The following is a 13,632-nucleotide window of genomic DNA, read 5'->3' on the forward strand; positions in this document are numbered from 1 at the left end:
GAGTAGCTCATGCTTGCGCGTTTGGTGTTGGGGGCCGTCACGGCCGGAGCGATGGTCGTGCCGGCATTCGCAGGCATGATGAACGCCGATGAGGCCCGCAGGTTCGTGGCCGGCAAGGTGTTCGCCTTCACCTGTTTTGACGGTACCCGCGGCGCCGGCCGTATCCTCGACGATCTGGGCGCCACGGGCTCGATCCAGTTCTCCGGCTCCGGCCCGATCCGCCACGTGCGCCTGCCCGGCAATACGCTGCAAATCCGCGGCCAGAGCGTTTGCGCGTCGCTGAAGGGCATTCCGTTCGAACCGTGCTTCAATCTCGACAAGCAGGACGACCGCACGTTCCGCGGCTCGGTCTCCGGCATGGGCTTCGCCTACTGCGATTTCCATCACCAGGGCGGCCAGCAGATGCTGATGGCGCGCGCGGCGGCGCGTCCGCGTTCGCTGCATCCGCGCACCCGGTCGGCGGACGCCTCGCAGGCCGAAGTCTCGCGCGTTGAGACGCCGCAGGTCGAAAGGGCGAAGCTCGAGCCGGTCAAGGCCGAACCCGCCAAGGTCGAGAGCGCGCCGGAATTGCGGCGCTCCACCGACTAATTTCTCATCTGCGCGCTAGCGGGAATAGCTGCCGAGCCGTAGTCATACGGATGGCGGTCGCCACGCGTTGATAGCTACTCAATATCCTTAGCGTTCGCCGAAAGGCGGGATGGTGGGGACACCGATTTGAGTAGTCATATGGCGCAATATTTTTTCCGTATCAGTGATGGCGATTACGCTGGTGCGTCCGACCACGCGACGGAGTTCGAGAGCCGTGACGTGGCCTGGGCCGAGATGACCAAGGTGTGCGGCAATTTCCTTGGCAGCATTTCGCGCAACATGAAGCAAGACAGCGAATGGCACATGGAGCTGCTCGACGAGAGCCGCAAGCCCGTGTTCAGGATTCGCCTGGTTGCCGAATCCGTCGACTGAGGCTTCTCGTCGTTCAGGACCACAAGTTTCAAGCCTCAGCCTGCGGGACAGGCGGAGCGGCCCGCCTGCGGAACAGGATCCGCTGATAGAGCCAGCCGATCGCAACCAGCACGACGCCGAGGCACATGAACGACAGTGCCCGGTAGACGCCAGTGAGCGTCGACATGTCGACCAGGAACGCCTTCAGGATCGTCAGCCCGATCACCGCAGCGGAGGCGAGCCGCGCCCGCTGCGAGTTGACGACGATGCCGATGCCGAGCAGCGCGACGCCGAACATCAGCCAGGCGATCGAATAGGTGTATTGCTCCGCGCCGGTGGTCTCGCCGTGCGTCAGCACCGGTCCATGATAGAGCCTGCGGATTTCGAACGTGACATAGGCGAGCGCAAGCACCAGCGCGCCGGCGGCGATCGTGTTGGCGTAGGGCGCGGGACGATGGCCCGCCACCGCATAGGACAGCAGCAGTGCCAGCACGGCCGGCAACGCGTAGCCGAGCAGCAGCAGATTGATGAAGCTGCCGCCGACGTCCTGCCACCACAGCATCGGGTTCTCCAGCCCCAGCAGCCCGAACAGGCTGGCAAGTCCGGCAAACGCGGTCAGCAGCACCGCGCCGACATTGTGGACGATGCTGCCGCTGCGCAGCCGCAGCCGCTCCAGCCCGATCGCCATCGCCAGCGTCACGCCGACTTGCAACGCGACCTCGGTCAGCCCGGCGCTGGCGTAATAGACATCGCCGGCATTGACCGCGTGGCGGATCTCCATGAAGGCGAGCAGCACCGTGAACAGGATCGCGGCTGACTCGACCATGCGCAGCGGGACGTCGTCGCCGTTGCGGCGCAGGAAATGGCTTGCCGCCCAGAACGACAGCGCCGGAACGCCATAGCCCCACAGCAGCCAGTTGAAGATCGGCGTGGTGCCGACGGCATCGCCGGCGATCCGCGGCTCGTAGCCGATGCGCAGCACTACGATGCCGGCCAGGATCGCGGCGAGCCAGCGCAGGAACGGGATCGGCCGCTGCACCGACAGCCACGCCGTGCCCATCGACACCAGCGCCAGCGCGATGGTGAGCCAGCCCTTGTCGAGCGCGAAGGTGAGCGCCAGCGCCAGCGAGGCGAGGGCGCCGGTTGCCGACAGCGCAATCGAGGAGGACAGCTCCGGCCGCTCGCCGCGCCGGGTCAGCGCTTCGGTCGCGGCGGCGTAGGCGGCGGCAAGCAGCACGGCTGATATCGCGAACGGGATCGAGCGATCGAGATGCGCGATGCGTGCGTAGAGTGCGACCAGCAGTGCGACCGGCGTGAACACGGCCGCCGCGGCCCAGGTCACCGTGATCTTCGTCGTGGCAAAGCGGAATTGTGCGAGGAAGCCGGCGATGCCGAACGCGGCCGCGAACAGCGCCGCGGTGACGAGATGCAGCGAGACCGAGCCATCGGTCGCGGACGGGCCGATGCCCGGGATCGCACCGCCCGGCAGCACCAGCATGTCGACGTTGCGGCGGACGGCCCACTCGCCGAACACGATGAAGGCGAATAGCGACGCGGCGGCGATCGCGCCCGCTGCGGCCGGCGCGCGCCAGGCCACGAAAAGGCTCGCTGCCGTCAGCAGCGCGAAGCCGATCATTGCGATGTCGGCGTGCGCGCTGTTGAGCACGATCAGCATCGCGCCGAACAGATAGGCCGCGAGCGAGCCGGAGGAGATCGGCTCGGTCTCCTCGCCGTCGCCGTCGGGGCCGAACATGAAGCCGCAGACCACCAGCAGCGCTGCCAGCACGAAGCCTGCGATCACGTGGAAGACGTGCGGTGCGATCATCTCCGGCCCGCATTGCAGGCACGGGAAGGTCCACAGCAGCGCGAAGGCGATCGTCGTCACGGCAAGCCAGCGCCACAGCCGGATGCGCGCGAGGCCGAGCGCCGCCGCCGTGACGATGGCGAGATAGATGTAGAGCGACCAGAAGTCGGGGTTGTCGGACGAGACCAGGATCGGGGTGACGAAGGCGCCGACGATGCCAAGCCCGGCCAGCGCAGGTCCGTGCAACAGCGCCGCGGCGAGCGTGCCGAGCGCGACCATGCCGAGCAGGATGAAGGCGGTTGCCGGCGCGAGGAAGTCGTACAATGCGTAGGCGGCGTAGACGGTGGCGAACGCCACCGCGGTGCCGGCGGCGGTGAGGATCGCTGGAATGTTGGCAACCGGCAACGCCTCGATGCTGGAGATGCTTTCCTTGCGCCGTGTCCACTCGCCGGCGCCGAGCAGCGCGAGCGCAAACAATCCGCCGAGCATCGTGCGCACGCCGGGGCCGAGCAGCCCGGCCTCGATCGAATAGCGCACCATGAAGAAGCCGCCGAGCGCGAGCGTCAGGCCGCCGATCCACACCACCCAGCGCGTGCCGAGCGTCTCCTCGAAGCCGGGCGTCGGGGGCGGCGGAGCGGGAGGCTCTGGTAGCGGCGGTGGCGCGGCACCTGCCGCGTCCGTGACTGGCTCTGCATGCGCAGCCGGTTCGCTCGGAGCCGCTTCGGGGAGCGGCGGTGGCGCGATGGAAGGCGCCGCCGGAAGCGTCTGCTCGAACGCCTCGAGCGGCGCCAGCGGTGGCGGCACGGCCGTCCGCGCGACGGCCACGCCCGTGGCCTCGATCGCATCCAGCCGGCGCTGCAGCACCGAGATCTGGCCCAGCGCCTTGCGCGCGAAAATGATCGCGACAATGGCGATGACGAGCGTCAGGAAATCGAACGGCGAATCGAACATTGGGCCTCCGGCGGGACGCGCCGGACCATCGGCCAGCCGGCCGCCCGTCGCAACCTAGTAGTGCCGTTGGGAGGACCGGAAGTTCAAGCGACCCTGCGTGGCAGGCCGCGCTAGTCCAGGTCGATGCGGAAGGGCCGGCCTTCGACGCTCATGCTGCCGGGGCCCATCGCATCGAGCGCGCGCAGCATGCGGCCCTCGCGCCCCAGCGCCTTGTCGGCGAGGCTGACGATCAGCCGGTTGGGCGCCGCGATCGGTGAGGCCGCGCGGATCAGCCGGGCGATGGACATTTCGTCGCGGTGCGGATTGAGCGCGCAGACGGTGGCGAATGCGCTTGCGGTCGAACGGCTGATGCCGGCGTAGCAATGCACCACCATCGGCGCGCGGCGATCCCAGCCGCGCACGAAGCTCAGCACGCGCTCGATATGCGTCTCGTTCGGTGCAACGAACCCGTCCATCTGTTCGACGATGTCGTCCATCGACACTTTCAGATGGTTGGCCGGCAGCACCGAGGGCGGCCGCTGCACCTGATCGACATTGGCCATCACGGTCAGCACATGGCTGGCGCCGGTGGCACGAACCGTGTCGGAGAGCGCGGCAAGCGAGCAGACGTGAAGCATGATGGTCCTTAGGTGTCGGGTGCGCCCGATTATAACGGCTGCTCCCGCGTGGGCAAAGGCGGGCGGCGTCATGCCCGCTCCTCGTTTTGCAGCGCAACCGGCAGCGCGTTACGCGGTCCGCACCTATGACGCGTGCAATGTCTTGAAGCGCTCGAGGAACTGCTTTTCGGCCCGCGCTGCAGTCCACGGCGTCAGATAGTCGCGCTCGGTCGCTTCGGGCAATTCCGGATCGCGGCCGAACAGCCGCTTGGCTTCGGCCTGCGAAAATCCCGCCAGATGCGTCGCTTCGAGATAGGCGGCGCCGCGATCGGCGGCCTTGATCTGCTGGGTGATCTCGTCCGCCAGCACCGCGGGCAGACCGAAGCGGATATGGATCGCCGACAGAAGGCGCTTCTCCACCACCTTGTATTCGCCTGCGAGCACCGCCTTGAACGGCGAGATCATGTCACCGATGACGTATTCCGGCGCGTCGTGCAGCAGCGCGGCGAGACGATGGCTGATATCGACACGCGGCGTCTGCTGGCGCATCACGGCCTCGACCAGCAGCGTGTGCTGGGCGACCGAGAAGATATGCGCGCCGCTGGTCTGGCCGTTCCAGCGCGCGACCCGCGCCAGGCCATGCGCGATGTCGACGATCTCGATATCGAGCGGTGAAGGGTCGAGCAGGTCCAGCCTGCGCCCCGACAACATCCGCTGCCAGGCGCGGGCGGCCTCCGTCGATTTGTGCGCCGTCATTTCTTCTTGAGCCGCGGCACGCGGAGCTTGCCGCTGCAGGCCTGGTGGCAGAAGCAGGTCACGAGGTGATCGTTGACCATGCCGGTTGCCTGCATGAAAGCGTAGACGATGGTGGGGCCGACGAATTTGAAGCCGCGCCCGCCGAGCTCCTTGGAGATCTTGATCGAGAGCGGCGTCGAGGCCGGCACGCTCGCCGTGGTCTTGAACAGATTGACCTTTGGCTTGCCGTCAACGAAGTCCCACAGGAATTTCGAGAAGCCGGGACCTTTCTCCATGATTTCGAGATACGACTTGGCGCTCGCCACCGTGCCTTCGATCTTGGCGCGGTTGCGGACGATGCCGGCGTCGTTCATCAGCGCATGCACCTTCTTGTCGGTGTAGCGCGCGATCTTCTCGGGCTGGAAATCGTCGAAAGCTTTGCGGAAGTTCTCGCGCTTGCGCAGGATCGTGATCCAGGACAGTCCGGCCTGGAAGCCGTCGAGGATCAGTTTTTCATAGAGCGCGCGGTCGTCATATTCCGGCACGCCCCATTCATTGTCGTGATAGGCGACGTAGAACGCGTCCTCGCCCGGCCACGGGCAGCGCGTCTTGCCGTCGGGATGCAGTTGCGCGGTACGGGTCATGCAACGGTCTGCTTGGGTGTGATGCGGACGGCGTCCGGCTCGGCGAGATGAAGCGCGAGGCCACCCGCGGTCAGCGGCAGGCCGGCGTCGAGCGCGTCGGCGACGCGGTCGATGCGGACCAGCGCGAGCCCTTTCTCGCCGGCGGTCGAGCCCATGGTGCCGACCTGCTTGTCGCCGGCCTGGATCGTCGCGCCGGTCTCGGGGGCGGGGCCGTCGAGAATGATCTTCACCGTGCGGGTGCGCGCGGTGCCGCGGTGCTGCATGCGCGACACCACCTCCTGGCCGACATAGCAGCCCTTGTCGAAATCGACGCCGTTGAGGCGGTCCATGTTGGTCTCGTGCGGGAAGGCGTCGCCATACATGAAGTCGAGCCCGCCGCGCGGCACGCCGGTCGCGATGCGATGCGCCTCATAGACGCTGGAGTCGATGAGATCGGCGCCGATCAGCTCGGTGAGTTTTTGCTTCAGATCGTCCGGGATCAGGATGCGCCAGCCGAGCGCTGCGTTGCGCGGATCGGCGAAAGCAAGATCGGGAATCGTCGCCGGCTCGCCATCCCAGGCCGCAAGCACACCGAGGCTGTCGGAGAGGTTCTCGACCACGACCTTGGCGCGCAGCTTGTAGAAGCCGAGCTTGTCGGCAAGCCCCTTGGTGAGCGCGCGCGGCGCGTCGATCAGGAAGCCGCCGCCGTGACCTGCGGGTATCTCGGTGATCAGGAAGTCGACGATGATCTTGCCCTGCGGCGTCAGCAACGCGCCGAACCGGGCCTGTCCCGGGGTCAACTGCTCGACATCGGTCGTGATGAGGCCGTTGAGGAAGTTGCGGGCGTCCTCGCCAGAGACCTTGATCACGCCCCGATCTGGAAGAAACGCTGCTTTCATTCGCAAAATTGGCTCTTTTCCGAAGTTCCTTGGGAAACGCTGTCCTCGCGGATATCCCCAGCCAAGCTAAGGCGCTACAGTGCCCCGAACAAGGCCCGCGCGACACCCGAAAGCGGGCGCCGAGGACCGATGAATCAGCAATTTGACACCATTCTAAAATCCGGCACCGTGGTCAATCAGGACGGCGAGGGCGTGCGCGATATCGGCATCACCAATGGCCGTATCGCCGCGATCGGCTCGCTCGGCCGAGCCTCGGCCGGTGAGGTGATCGACTGCAAGGGCCTGCACATCCTGCCGGGCGTGATGGACACCCAGGTGCATTTCCGCGAGCCCGGGCTGACGCAGAAGGAAGATCTCGAGACAGGCTCGCGCAGCGCCGTGATGGGCGGGGTCACCGCGGTGTTCGAGATGCCGAACACCAACCCGCTGACGGTCACCGAAGAGGCGTTCACCGACAAGATCAAGCGCGGCCACCATCGCATGCATTGCGATTTCGCGTTCTTCATCGGCGGCACCCGCGAGAACGTGCAGGACCTGCCGGAGCTCGAGCGCGCGCCGGGCTGCGCCGGCGTCAAGGTGTTCATCGGCTCTTCCACCGGCGCGCTGCTGGTCGAGGATGACGAGAGCCTGCGGCGGATCTTCCAGGTGATCCGGCGCCGCGCCGCGTTTCACGCCGAGGACGAATACCGCCTCAACGAGCGCAAGCCGCTGCGGATCGAGGGCGATCCGCGCTCGCATCCGGTGTGGCGCGACGAGACCGCGGCGCTGATGGCGACCGAACGGCTGGTCAAGCTGGCGCGCGAGACCGGCAAGCGTATCCACGTGCTGCACATCTCGACCAAGGAAGAGATCCTATATCTGCGCGACCACAAGGATGTCGCCTCCTGCGAGGCGACGCCGCACCACCTCACGATGGCCGCGCCGGAATGCTACGAGCGGCTTGGCACGCTGGCGCAGATGAACCCGCCGGTGCGCACGGCCGATCATCGCGCCGGCATCTGGTACGGCATCGAGCAGGGCATCATCGACGTGCTCGGCTCGGACCACGCGCCGCATACGCTGGAGGAGAAGGCCAAGACCTATCCGGCGTCGCCGTCGGGCATGACCGGGGTGCAGACGCTGGTGCCCTTGATGCTCGATCACGTCAACGCCGGGCGGCTGTCTCTACAGCGCTTTGTCGATCTCACCAGCGCGGGTCCGGCGCGGCTGTTCAACATGGCCTGCAAGGGCCGTATCGCGGCGGGCTATGATGCCGACTTCACCGTGGTCGATCTGAAGCGCAGCGAAACCATCACCAACAAATGGGTCGCCTCGCGCGCGGGCTGGACGCCCTATGACGGCGTACGGGTGCAGGGCTGGCCGGTCGGCACCTTCGTGCGCGGCAAGCGGGTGATGTGGCAGGGCGAACTGACGACGCCCTCGCTCGGGGAGCCGGTCCGGTTCCTGGAGACGCTGAAGGCCTAGCGCATCAAATGCGCTGGAGTGTTGACGCGTTTTCTTTCACGCGAACCGGTGCCCGAAAACGCTTTGTGGGATCACTGCCGGGCGAGAGCCAGCGAGAACTCGCCGTTGCGCACCCGCGCGGCGAGGCCCTCGGCGAACTTCGCCACCGCATCCTCGCCATAGGTGCCGACCAGCTCGGCGAGCGCCGCAAACAGGCTCGCCTGCGCGAGGCAGTCGCCATCGACGCCGTCGTGACGCGCTTCCGCCCAGGCCTCGTTCAGGTAGCCCAGTGCGGCCTGCTTCTGCTCGTGATCGGGACGCGGGTCTTGATGATGGGGGAAGGACGCTGGATGGCGCATGAAACTCTGCAAAATGAATGCGCGCGGTCCGAGGAGCGAACCACTGCGACCCGCGAGATGTATCACGCATGCGGGTACCGCCAACCCCACATCTTTCGAAAAGGTTAACGGCCGTCACGGCATTTGAAGGGGAATTCCGGGTGTTCCCGCCGCCGTCAGCCAAATGAGCTGTGGATATGGTCCAGCACCGCGCGCGGCGAGGCGCACAGATGGCTGGCGCCGGCCTCGGTCAGCTCCTCCGGCGTGCCGTAGCCATAGGTGACGCCGACCGCGCGGATGCCGTTGCGCGTAGCTCCGATCACGTCGTGGCTGCGGTCGCCGATCATCAGCGCCTGCGCCGGATCGGCCCCGGTCTGCTCCAGCGCATAGACCAGCAGGTCGACCTTGTTGACCCGGGTTCCATCGAACTCCGAGCCGAACACGTGGTCGAAATAGCTGCCGAGGCCGAAATGCGCGACGATCCGCGTCGCGAACACATGCGGTTTCGAGGTCGCGACGAAGATGCGGCCAGGCCGCCCGCGCAGCTCCGCCAGCACCTCGGCGATATCGGGATAGACCGCATTCTCGAACAGCCCGACATCGCCGAACCGCTCGCGGTACAGCTCGACCGCGCGGTCGGCGAGTTCCTCGCCGCCGAGCAGCGTGGCAAAGCTTGCCCGCAGCGGCGGCCCGATGCACCAGGTCAGCTCATCCTGCTTGGGAACCGGGCGGCCGAGCTTTTCCAGCGCATACTGGATCGAGCCGGTGATGCCGGGTTTCGGGTCGGTCAGGGTGCCGTCGAGGTCGAAGAAGATCGTGCGGTCAGTTGGCATAGCGGGCCGTCAGGTCGCGCGAGATCTTCGAGCCTTCCTCGATGTAGCGGCGGATCGCCACCGTGGCCGCTGGCGTGCAGGTCCGGTAGGTCTGCTGGAAGCCGTTATAGCCGCGGTTGAAGCCCGCAACCATGCGGGCGCGGCGGTCGCCGGAGGGGGTTTCGGCGTCGATCAGCGCTTGCATCTCGTTGCGCCATTTGGCGCCCTCGTTGGAGCCGCAGATGCCGCGCAGATAGTGCAGGGCGCCGAGGATCTCGGCCAGCCGCTGCAGGTCGCCGTCGAACGGCGCAGCCGCGTCCTGCGCCCGGGCGGGCGTCGCGAGGCAGGCCGACATCAGGATCACAACGGCGAGAAAGGCTCTGATCATCAGGGGTTCCGGAATCGCCGTGGTATGCCCCCTCAATGCGCCCGAGGCAAGGCGGCAGGACGGTCCAAAGCGCCCGAAACGGCCCTCAAACCAGCCGCCGGGCGGCCGCAATCACCTCGTGCAGCCCGCCGGTGACCTTGAGGTCGCCGATCTCCTCCGGCGCCAGCCATTTGAAATCGTCGTGCTCGTCGTTCAGCACGGGTTCGCGGGAGGCCCAGCGCGCTGCGAACGTCATGATCAGGTAATGCCCGGTGCCGGGACCGGTCGGCAGCACCTCGCGCCAGCCGGCCAGACCCAGGATCTCGACCCGCAGCCCAGTTTCCTCGTCGATCTCCCGGTGCAGGGCGGTGTGCAGCGTCTCGCCGAACTCGACCCGGCCGCCGGGCAGCGAATAGAAGCCCTTGCCCGGCGAGCGGGCGCGGCGCACCAGCAGCACCTTGCCGTCGCGGAAAATCACGCCTGATACGGCGAGCTGCGGGCGGATCGGAGGTTCGGGAGAGGTCAAGGCAATCAACAATCGGGTTCGAGCATCATCATGCCCGACAAGTCAGGCATCCGCCATGATCCTGTCGACATCGGCCTTCGCGGCGCCGTTGATGACGCCGGCGGTCTGCATCACCAGCGGCTTGACCCAGACGATCGCCTGCTCGGCGAGCGCGACCCGGCTCTTGTCCTGCTGCAATTGCCGCATGGCGGCGCCAACCTCGGTCAGAATCTTGGTCATGCTGTCGGTGAGCTGATCGAATTCGGCCCGGATACCGGCGTTGGCCATCTCATAGGCCTCGATCGCGAGGTCGCGTGCCTTGAAATTGGACGCGGTGAAATGCTCGGCATAGGACAGCGGCTGCCATTCCAGGAAATCGTCGGCGCATTCCGGCAGGTCCGGCACCATCTCGAGCAACATGATGGCTTCGTTGAAGTGATTGAGGTAGTCGGTCGCAAGCCCGGTGCGGGGATTGATGTTGGCGGCACGCAACTGCGCAGCCCGCGCCTCGTCGGGGTACGTCGGTCGCGGGGAAGAGCCCGCTATGGCGGCCGTTGAGGTCATTGCTCGCAGTCTTTAACGGTCCAAGTTAAGGCGGAATAAACGGATACCACCCGGGACAGGATATGTGCGGACGCTTTGTCATTACCTCGCCGCCGGCGGCCTTGCGAGAGATGTTCGGCTACATCGAACAGCCGAATTTTCCGCCGCGGTATAATGTTGCGCCGACCCAGCCGATCCCCGTCGTGGTGCTGCAGAATGGCGGCCGGCATTTTCAATTGATGCGCTGGGGCCTGATCCCGTCCTGGGTCAAGGACCCCCGCACGTTCTCGCTGCTGATCAACGCCCGCTCCGAGACGGTGCGGGAGAAGCCCGCCTTCAAGAACGCGATCAAGCGGCGCCGCGCGCTGATCCCGGCCGACGGCTATTACGAATGGCAAGACGCCGGCGGCCGCAAGCGGCCGTTCTTCATCCATCGCCGCGACGGCCATCCGCTCGCTTTCGCAGCGCTCGCCGAAACCTGGATGGGGCCGAACGGCGAGGAGCAGGACACGGTCGCGATCGTCACCGCGCCCGCGAGCCCCGATCTCGCGCAGCTGCATCATCGCGTGCCCGTCACGATCCGGCCCGAGCAATTCGCGCGCTGGCTCGATTGCCTGCCGAACGATGTCGACGACGTGATGCCGATGCTGAAGGGGCCTGACGTCGGTGAGTTCGCCTGGCACCAGGTGACGATGCGCGTCAACGCCGTTGCCAACGACGATGCGCAGCTGCTGCTGCCGATGACCGCGGAAGAGATCGCCGCGGAGGATGCGCCGGTGGCGAAGAAGGCCGCGCCGCGCAAGGCGCCGGTGCGCGAGGATGACGGGCAGGGGTCGTTGTTTTGAGGGCCAATTGAAGTTGCGTGTGCTCCGTGAGGATAACGCGCCGCTCTTCCCACATCGTCGTCCCGGCGAAGGCCGGCAACTGTTATGTTGGTTTGGTCTGCAGGTACGGCTTTCGGTCTCGCATCATGGCATTGAGGACCGTTAGCAGCTTCCTGGCGACGGCGATGAGGGCGAGTTTGGCTGGTTTTCCGGCCTGTCGCAGCCGTGCATAGAAGGCCTTGAACGGATCAGCTCTGCGAACTGCGTTGAGGGCCGCCATATAGAGGGCGTCACGAACGCGCTTTCGGCCGCCCGCAATCTTGCGCTTGCCGCGGAAGGCGCCGCTGTCGACGTTGAAGGGAGCCAGGCCAGCGAGCGCTGCGAGTTGTTTCGGCCCGACCCGCCCGAGTTCCGGCATCTGCGCGATCAGCTGCATGCAGGCTACCGGACCCACGCCGGGCAGCGAACGCATTAACTTGGCATCGTCCGCGATCTCCGCTTCGGCTTTAATCAATGCACTGATGTCCGCCTCGATCTCGGCGATCTCGCTGTCGAGGACCTCGATGAGGCGGCCAATGCGTTCGGCCATTGCGCGATCGTCGGCCTCGCTGCGCCGGTTCTTCTCCTGGGCGCGCATGAGGACCAGCTGATCCCGCCGTTTTGCAAGCCTCGCCAAAGTGTTGCGTGCAGGATCGGCGACCTGCTCGGGGGCAGGCTGCATGGCCCGTGCAAAGGCCGCCAGCATCCGCGCATCGATCGGATCGGTCTTGGCGAGTAGGCCGCTAGCCCGTGCAAAGTCGCGGGCACGGGCCGGGTTGATCCGTGCGAACTGGATCCCGGCCTGACGCAGCGCCTCGCGAAGCGCGAGGTCATAGATACCCGTCGCCTCGAAGACGACCAGCGCAGCGCATTGCCAACGCGCCACCTGCTGTGTGATGGCCTGTGGCGCGTTGGCAATGCGCCTCGGCACGCCGTCAGCCTCATCAAAGATATCGAGGTGTTTCTTGGAGATGTCGATTCCAACGTAACGAAGAGCTATGATCACGGTGCCTGTCCCTGTGATGCGAGGTCTGTTGGCGCAGCCTCGTGCAACTGTTCAGGTTTGTAGATGGAACGGGCGGGAGACCGAGCCGGCTCACGGCGTCAAGCGCCAAGGACCCAACGGCTTCCCGCCCACCCTCATCATGACAGACTTCCAAGACACAGGGACCCATACGCCGCGGCGGATGTTGTAGGTAGGACTCGTCGTTGCAATAGCGCTTAACAATTCGCAACGGCGGTTATGGGTCCCGGCCTTCGCCGGGACGACAGCGAATATGTGGCGCGATCGCGAGCAAGTTCGGTGTCATCACCCGCGCATCAGGAGGGAAGCATCACCCCTTCACCGACGCCACGCCCTCGATCTCGATCAGCATCTTCGGATTGGGCAGCGCCACCACGACGCAGGTGGTGCGCGCGGGATAGGGCGCGGGGCCGAACGCGCCGGCATAGAGCGCGTTCATCGTGGCAACGTCGCTGGCGCGGGTCAGCAGCACGTTGACCTTGACGAGATCGCGCATCGTCGCGCCGGCTTCATTCAGCACGCGTTTGAAATTGGTCACGACATTGGCGAACTGCGCCTCGAAGCCGTCGGGCAGCTCGCGGTTGGCGTCGAAGCCGGGAATGCCGGAGATGAACAACAAATCGCCGACGCGGGCGCCGAGCGAGAGCGGCGGCGCCTGGATGCCGGGCGGAGGAGGGAAGTGCTTGATCGCTGTGTTGTCTGTCATGAGGTCACCCGTCTGCGCGAGATGGAAGGGGAGAAGGTTCGATGGCGCGCGGCGAAGCGGCACGCCGGCGCCAAAGATTCTTGCCGAAGAGATTCTGGCCGATCATGCCGGCCAGCATCGCGGCGACGAACACCACGATCGGCAGCGAGAGCCCGGCGAGATTGACCAGCGCGGGGCCGGGGCAGATGCCGGCGAGACCCCAGCCGATGCCGAACAGCACGGCGCCGCCGACCAGCGGCGCATCGATGTCGCTGCGTTCGGGCCACAGGAAGCGCGCCGAGAAGGCCGGCGCGCTACGCTGCCGCGCGATCGCAAAGCCGGTTGCCGCGACCGCAACCGCACCCGCCATCACGAAGGCGAGCGTCGCATCCCAGGCGCCGAACAGATCGAGGAAGCCGAGCACCTTCTGCGGATCGGTCATGCCCGAGATCAAGAGGCCGGCGCCGAAGATCAGGCCGCAAATGAAGCTTGCAAGAACCGGCAT

Annotated in this window: 17 protein-coding genes; 4 read left to right on the forward strand and 13 right to left on the reverse strand. The window is 66.2% G+C overall.

The window, feature by feature from the left end; translation table 11 throughout:
- The first annotated feature begins 9 nt into the window (after positions 1-9).
- On the forward strand, positions 10-588 hold the full coding sequence (locus tag XH92_RS12945; protein ID WP_194459552.1) for a hypothetical protein: 579 nt from the start codon (positions 10-12) through the stop codon (positions 586-588).
- 138 nt (positions 589-726) lie between these two features.
- The gene (locus tag XH92_RS12950; protein WP_050403167.1) at positions 727-960 is read left to right on the forward strand and encodes a hypothetical protein; all 234 of its coding nucleotides are present in this window, start codon (positions 727-729) and stop codon (positions 958-960) included.
- A gap of 28 nt (positions 961-988) precedes the next feature.
- On the opposite strand, the gene XH92_RS12955 is transcribed toward XH92_RS12950, so the two are convergent.
- The 5 genes from XH92_RS12955 to XH92_RS12975 all read right to left on the reverse strand — a co-directional run bounded on the left by XH92_RS12955 (position 989) and on the right by XH92_RS12975 (position 6,547).
- Positions 989-3,694, reverse strand: a complete 2,706-nt coding sequence (locus XH92_RS12955) for a DUF2339 domain-containing protein (protein ID WP_194459553.1) — start codon at positions 3,692-3,694, stop codon at positions 989-991.
- A gap of 110 nt (positions 3,695-3,804) precedes the next feature.
- On the reverse strand, positions 3,805-4,311 hold the full coding sequence (locus XH92_RS12960; protein ID WP_194459554.1) for a tyrosine phosphatase family protein: 507 nt from the start codon (positions 4,309-4,311) through the stop codon (positions 3,805-3,807).
- 123 nt (positions 4,312-4,434) lie between these two features.
- The gene (locus tag XH92_RS12965; RefSeq protein ID WP_194459555.1) at positions 4,435-5,046 is read right to left on the reverse strand and encodes a YfbR-like 5'-deoxynucleotidase; all 612 of its coding nucleotides are present in this window, start codon (positions 5,044-5,046) and stop codon (positions 4,435-4,437) included.
- Positions 5,043-5,669, reverse strand: a complete 627-nt coding sequence (locus XH92_RS12970) for a DNA-3-methyladenine glycosylase I (RefSeq protein WP_194459556.1) — start codon at positions 5,667-5,669, stop codon at positions 5,043-5,045. The genes XH92_RS12965 and XH92_RS12970 overlap by 4 nt, the downstream gene beginning before the upstream one ends.
- Positions 5,666-6,547, reverse strand: a complete 882-nt coding sequence (locus XH92_RS12975; protein WP_194459557.1) for a folate-binding protein YgfZ — start codon at positions 6,545-6,547, stop codon at positions 5,666-5,668. The genes XH92_RS12970 and XH92_RS12975 overlap by 4 nt, the downstream gene beginning before the upstream one ends.
- Positions 6,548-6,676: 129 nt before the next feature.
- On the opposite strand from XH92_RS12975, the gene XH92_RS12980 reads away from it, so the two are divergent.
- Positions 6,677-8,011 carry a dihydroorotase gene (locus tag XH92_RS12980; protein ID WP_194459558.1) on the forward strand — a complete coding sequence of 445 codons (1,335 nt, stop codon included), beginning with the start codon at positions 6,677-6,679 and terminating at the stop codon, positions 8,009-8,011.
- A gap of 71 nt (positions 8,012-8,082) precedes the next feature.
- Here the strand turns inward: XH92_RS12980 and XH92_RS12985 are convergent, their stop codons facing one another.
- The 5 genes from XH92_RS12985 to XH92_RS13005 form a co-directional block, all read right to left on the reverse strand.
- Entirely contained in the window at positions 8,083-8,349 is a 267-nt protein-coding gene (locus XH92_RS12985) for a hypothetical protein (RefSeq protein WP_028332620.1), read from the reverse strand.
- A 155-nt stretch (positions 8,350-8,504) separates the two neighbouring features.
- Positions 8,505-9,161, reverse strand: coding sequence for an HAD family hydrolase (locus tag XH92_RS12990; protein WP_194459559.1), 657 nt, complete (start codon positions 9,159-9,161; stop codon positions 8,505-8,507).
- A complete protein-coding gene (locus XH92_RS12995) occupies positions 9,151-9,528 on the reverse strand; it encodes a TIGR02301 family protein (protein ID WP_176529752.1) in 378 nt (125 codons plus the stop codon). The genes XH92_RS12990 and XH92_RS12995 overlap by 11 nt, the downstream gene beginning before the upstream one ends.
- Before the next feature lie 85 nt (positions 9,529-9,613).
- On the reverse strand, positions 9,614-10,033 hold the full coding sequence (locus XH92_RS13000) for an NUDIX hydrolase (RefSeq protein WP_194459560.1): 420 nt from the start codon (positions 10,031-10,033) through the stop codon (positions 9,614-9,616).
- A 42-nt stretch (positions 10,034-10,075) separates the two neighbouring features.
- The gene (locus XH92_RS13005) at positions 10,076-10,576 is read right to left on the reverse strand and encodes a hypothetical protein (protein WP_194459561.1); all 501 of its coding nucleotides are present in this window, start codon (positions 10,574-10,576) and stop codon (positions 10,076-10,078) included.
- 62 nt (positions 10,577-10,638) lie between these two features.
- On the opposite strand from XH92_RS13005, the gene XH92_RS13010 reads away from it, so the two are divergent.
- A complete protein-coding gene (locus XH92_RS13010; RefSeq protein WP_194459562.1) occupies positions 10,639-11,400 on the forward strand; it encodes an SOS response-associated peptidase in 762 nt (253 codons plus the stop codon).
- 82 nt (positions 11,401-11,482) lie between these two features.
- Here XH92_RS13010 and XH92_RS13015 read toward each other — a convergent pair whose 3' ends face one another.
- The 3 genes from XH92_RS13015 to XH92_RS13025 form a co-directional block, all read right to left on the reverse strand.
- Positions 11,483-12,424, reverse strand: coding sequence for an IS110 family transposase (locus XH92_RS13015; RefSeq protein WP_194455593.1), 942 nt, complete (start codon positions 12,422-12,424; stop codon positions 11,483-11,485).
- Between the two features lie 328 nt (positions 12,425-12,752).
- Positions 12,753-13,148 (reverse strand): RidA family protein, encoded by a 396-nt coding sequence (locus XH92_RS13020; protein ID WP_194459563.1) that lies wholly within the window; start codon positions 13,146-13,148, stop codon positions 12,753-12,755.
- Between the two features lie 4 nt (positions 13,149-13,152).
- Positions 13,153-13,632, reverse strand: a complete 480-nt coding sequence (locus tag XH92_RS13025) for a DUF6691 family protein (protein ID WP_194459564.1) — start codon at positions 13,630-13,632, stop codon at positions 13,153-13,155.

It is taken from the genome of Bradyrhizobium sp. CCBAU 53421, from assembly GCF_015291625.1.
Taxonomy (GTDB): domain Bacteria; phylum Pseudomonadota; class Alphaproteobacteria; order Rhizobiales; family Xanthobacteraceae; genus Bradyrhizobium.

Excerpts from the sequence above, each read along its gene's own strand:
- XH92_RS12945 (WP_194459552.1), top strand. The coding sequence starts at position 10 with ATGCTTGCGCGTTTGGTGTTGGGGGCCGTCACGGCCGGAGCGATGGTC.
- XH92_RS12950 (WP_050403167.1), top strand. The coding sequence starts at position 727 with ATGGCGCAATATTTTTTCCGTATCAGTGATGGCGATTACGCTGGTGCG.
- XH92_RS12955 (WP_194459553.1), bottom strand. The coding sequence starts at position 3,694 with ATGTTCGATTCGCCGTTCGATTTCCTGACGCTCGTCATCGCCATTGTC.
- XH92_RS12960 (WP_194459554.1), bottom strand. The coding sequence starts at position 4,311 with ATGCTTCACGTCTGCTCGCTTGCCGCGCTCTCCGACACGGTTCGTGCC.
- XH92_RS12965 (WP_194459555.1), bottom strand. The coding sequence starts at position 5,046 with ATGACGGCGCACAAATCGACGGAGGCCGCCCGCGCCTGGCAGCGGATG.
- XH92_RS12970 (WP_194459556.1), bottom strand. The coding sequence starts at position 5,669 with ATGACCCGTACCGCGCAACTGCATCCCGACGGCAAGACGCGCTGCCCG.
- XH92_RS12975 (WP_194459557.1), bottom strand. The coding sequence starts at position 6,547 with ATGAAAGCAGCGTTTCTTCCAGATCGGGGCGTGATCAAGGTCTCTGGC.
- XH92_RS12980 (WP_194459558.1), top strand. The coding sequence starts at position 6,677 with ATGAATCAGCAATTTGACACCATTCTAAAATCCGGCACCGTGGTCAAT.
- XH92_RS12985 (WP_028332620.1), bottom strand. The coding sequence starts at position 8,349 with ATGCGCCATCCAGCGTCCTTCCCCCATCATCAAGACCCGCGTCCCGAT.
- XH92_RS12990 (WP_194459559.1), bottom strand. The coding sequence starts at position 9,161 with ATGCCAACTGACCGCACGATCTTCTTCGACCTCGACGGCACCCTGACC.
- XH92_RS12995 (WP_176529752.1), bottom strand. The coding sequence starts at position 9,528 with ATGATCAGAGCCTTTCTCGCCGTTGTGATCCTGATGTCGGCCTGCCTC.
- XH92_RS13005 (WP_194459561.1), bottom strand. The coding sequence starts at position 10,576 with ATGACCTCAACGGCCGCCATAGCGGGCTCTTCCCCGCGACCGACGTAC.
- XH92_RS13010 (WP_194459562.1), top strand. The coding sequence starts at position 10,639 with ATGTGCGGACGCTTTGTCATTACCTCGCCGCCGGCGGCCTTGCGAGAG.
- XH92_RS13020 (WP_194459563.1), bottom strand. The coding sequence starts at position 13,148 with ATGACAGACAACACAGCGATCAAGCACTTCCCTCCTCCGCCCGGCATC.
- XH92_RS13025 (WP_194459564.1), bottom strand. The coding sequence starts at position 13,632 with ATGCCGGTTCTTGCAAGCTTCATTTGCGGCCTGATCTTCGGCGCCGGC.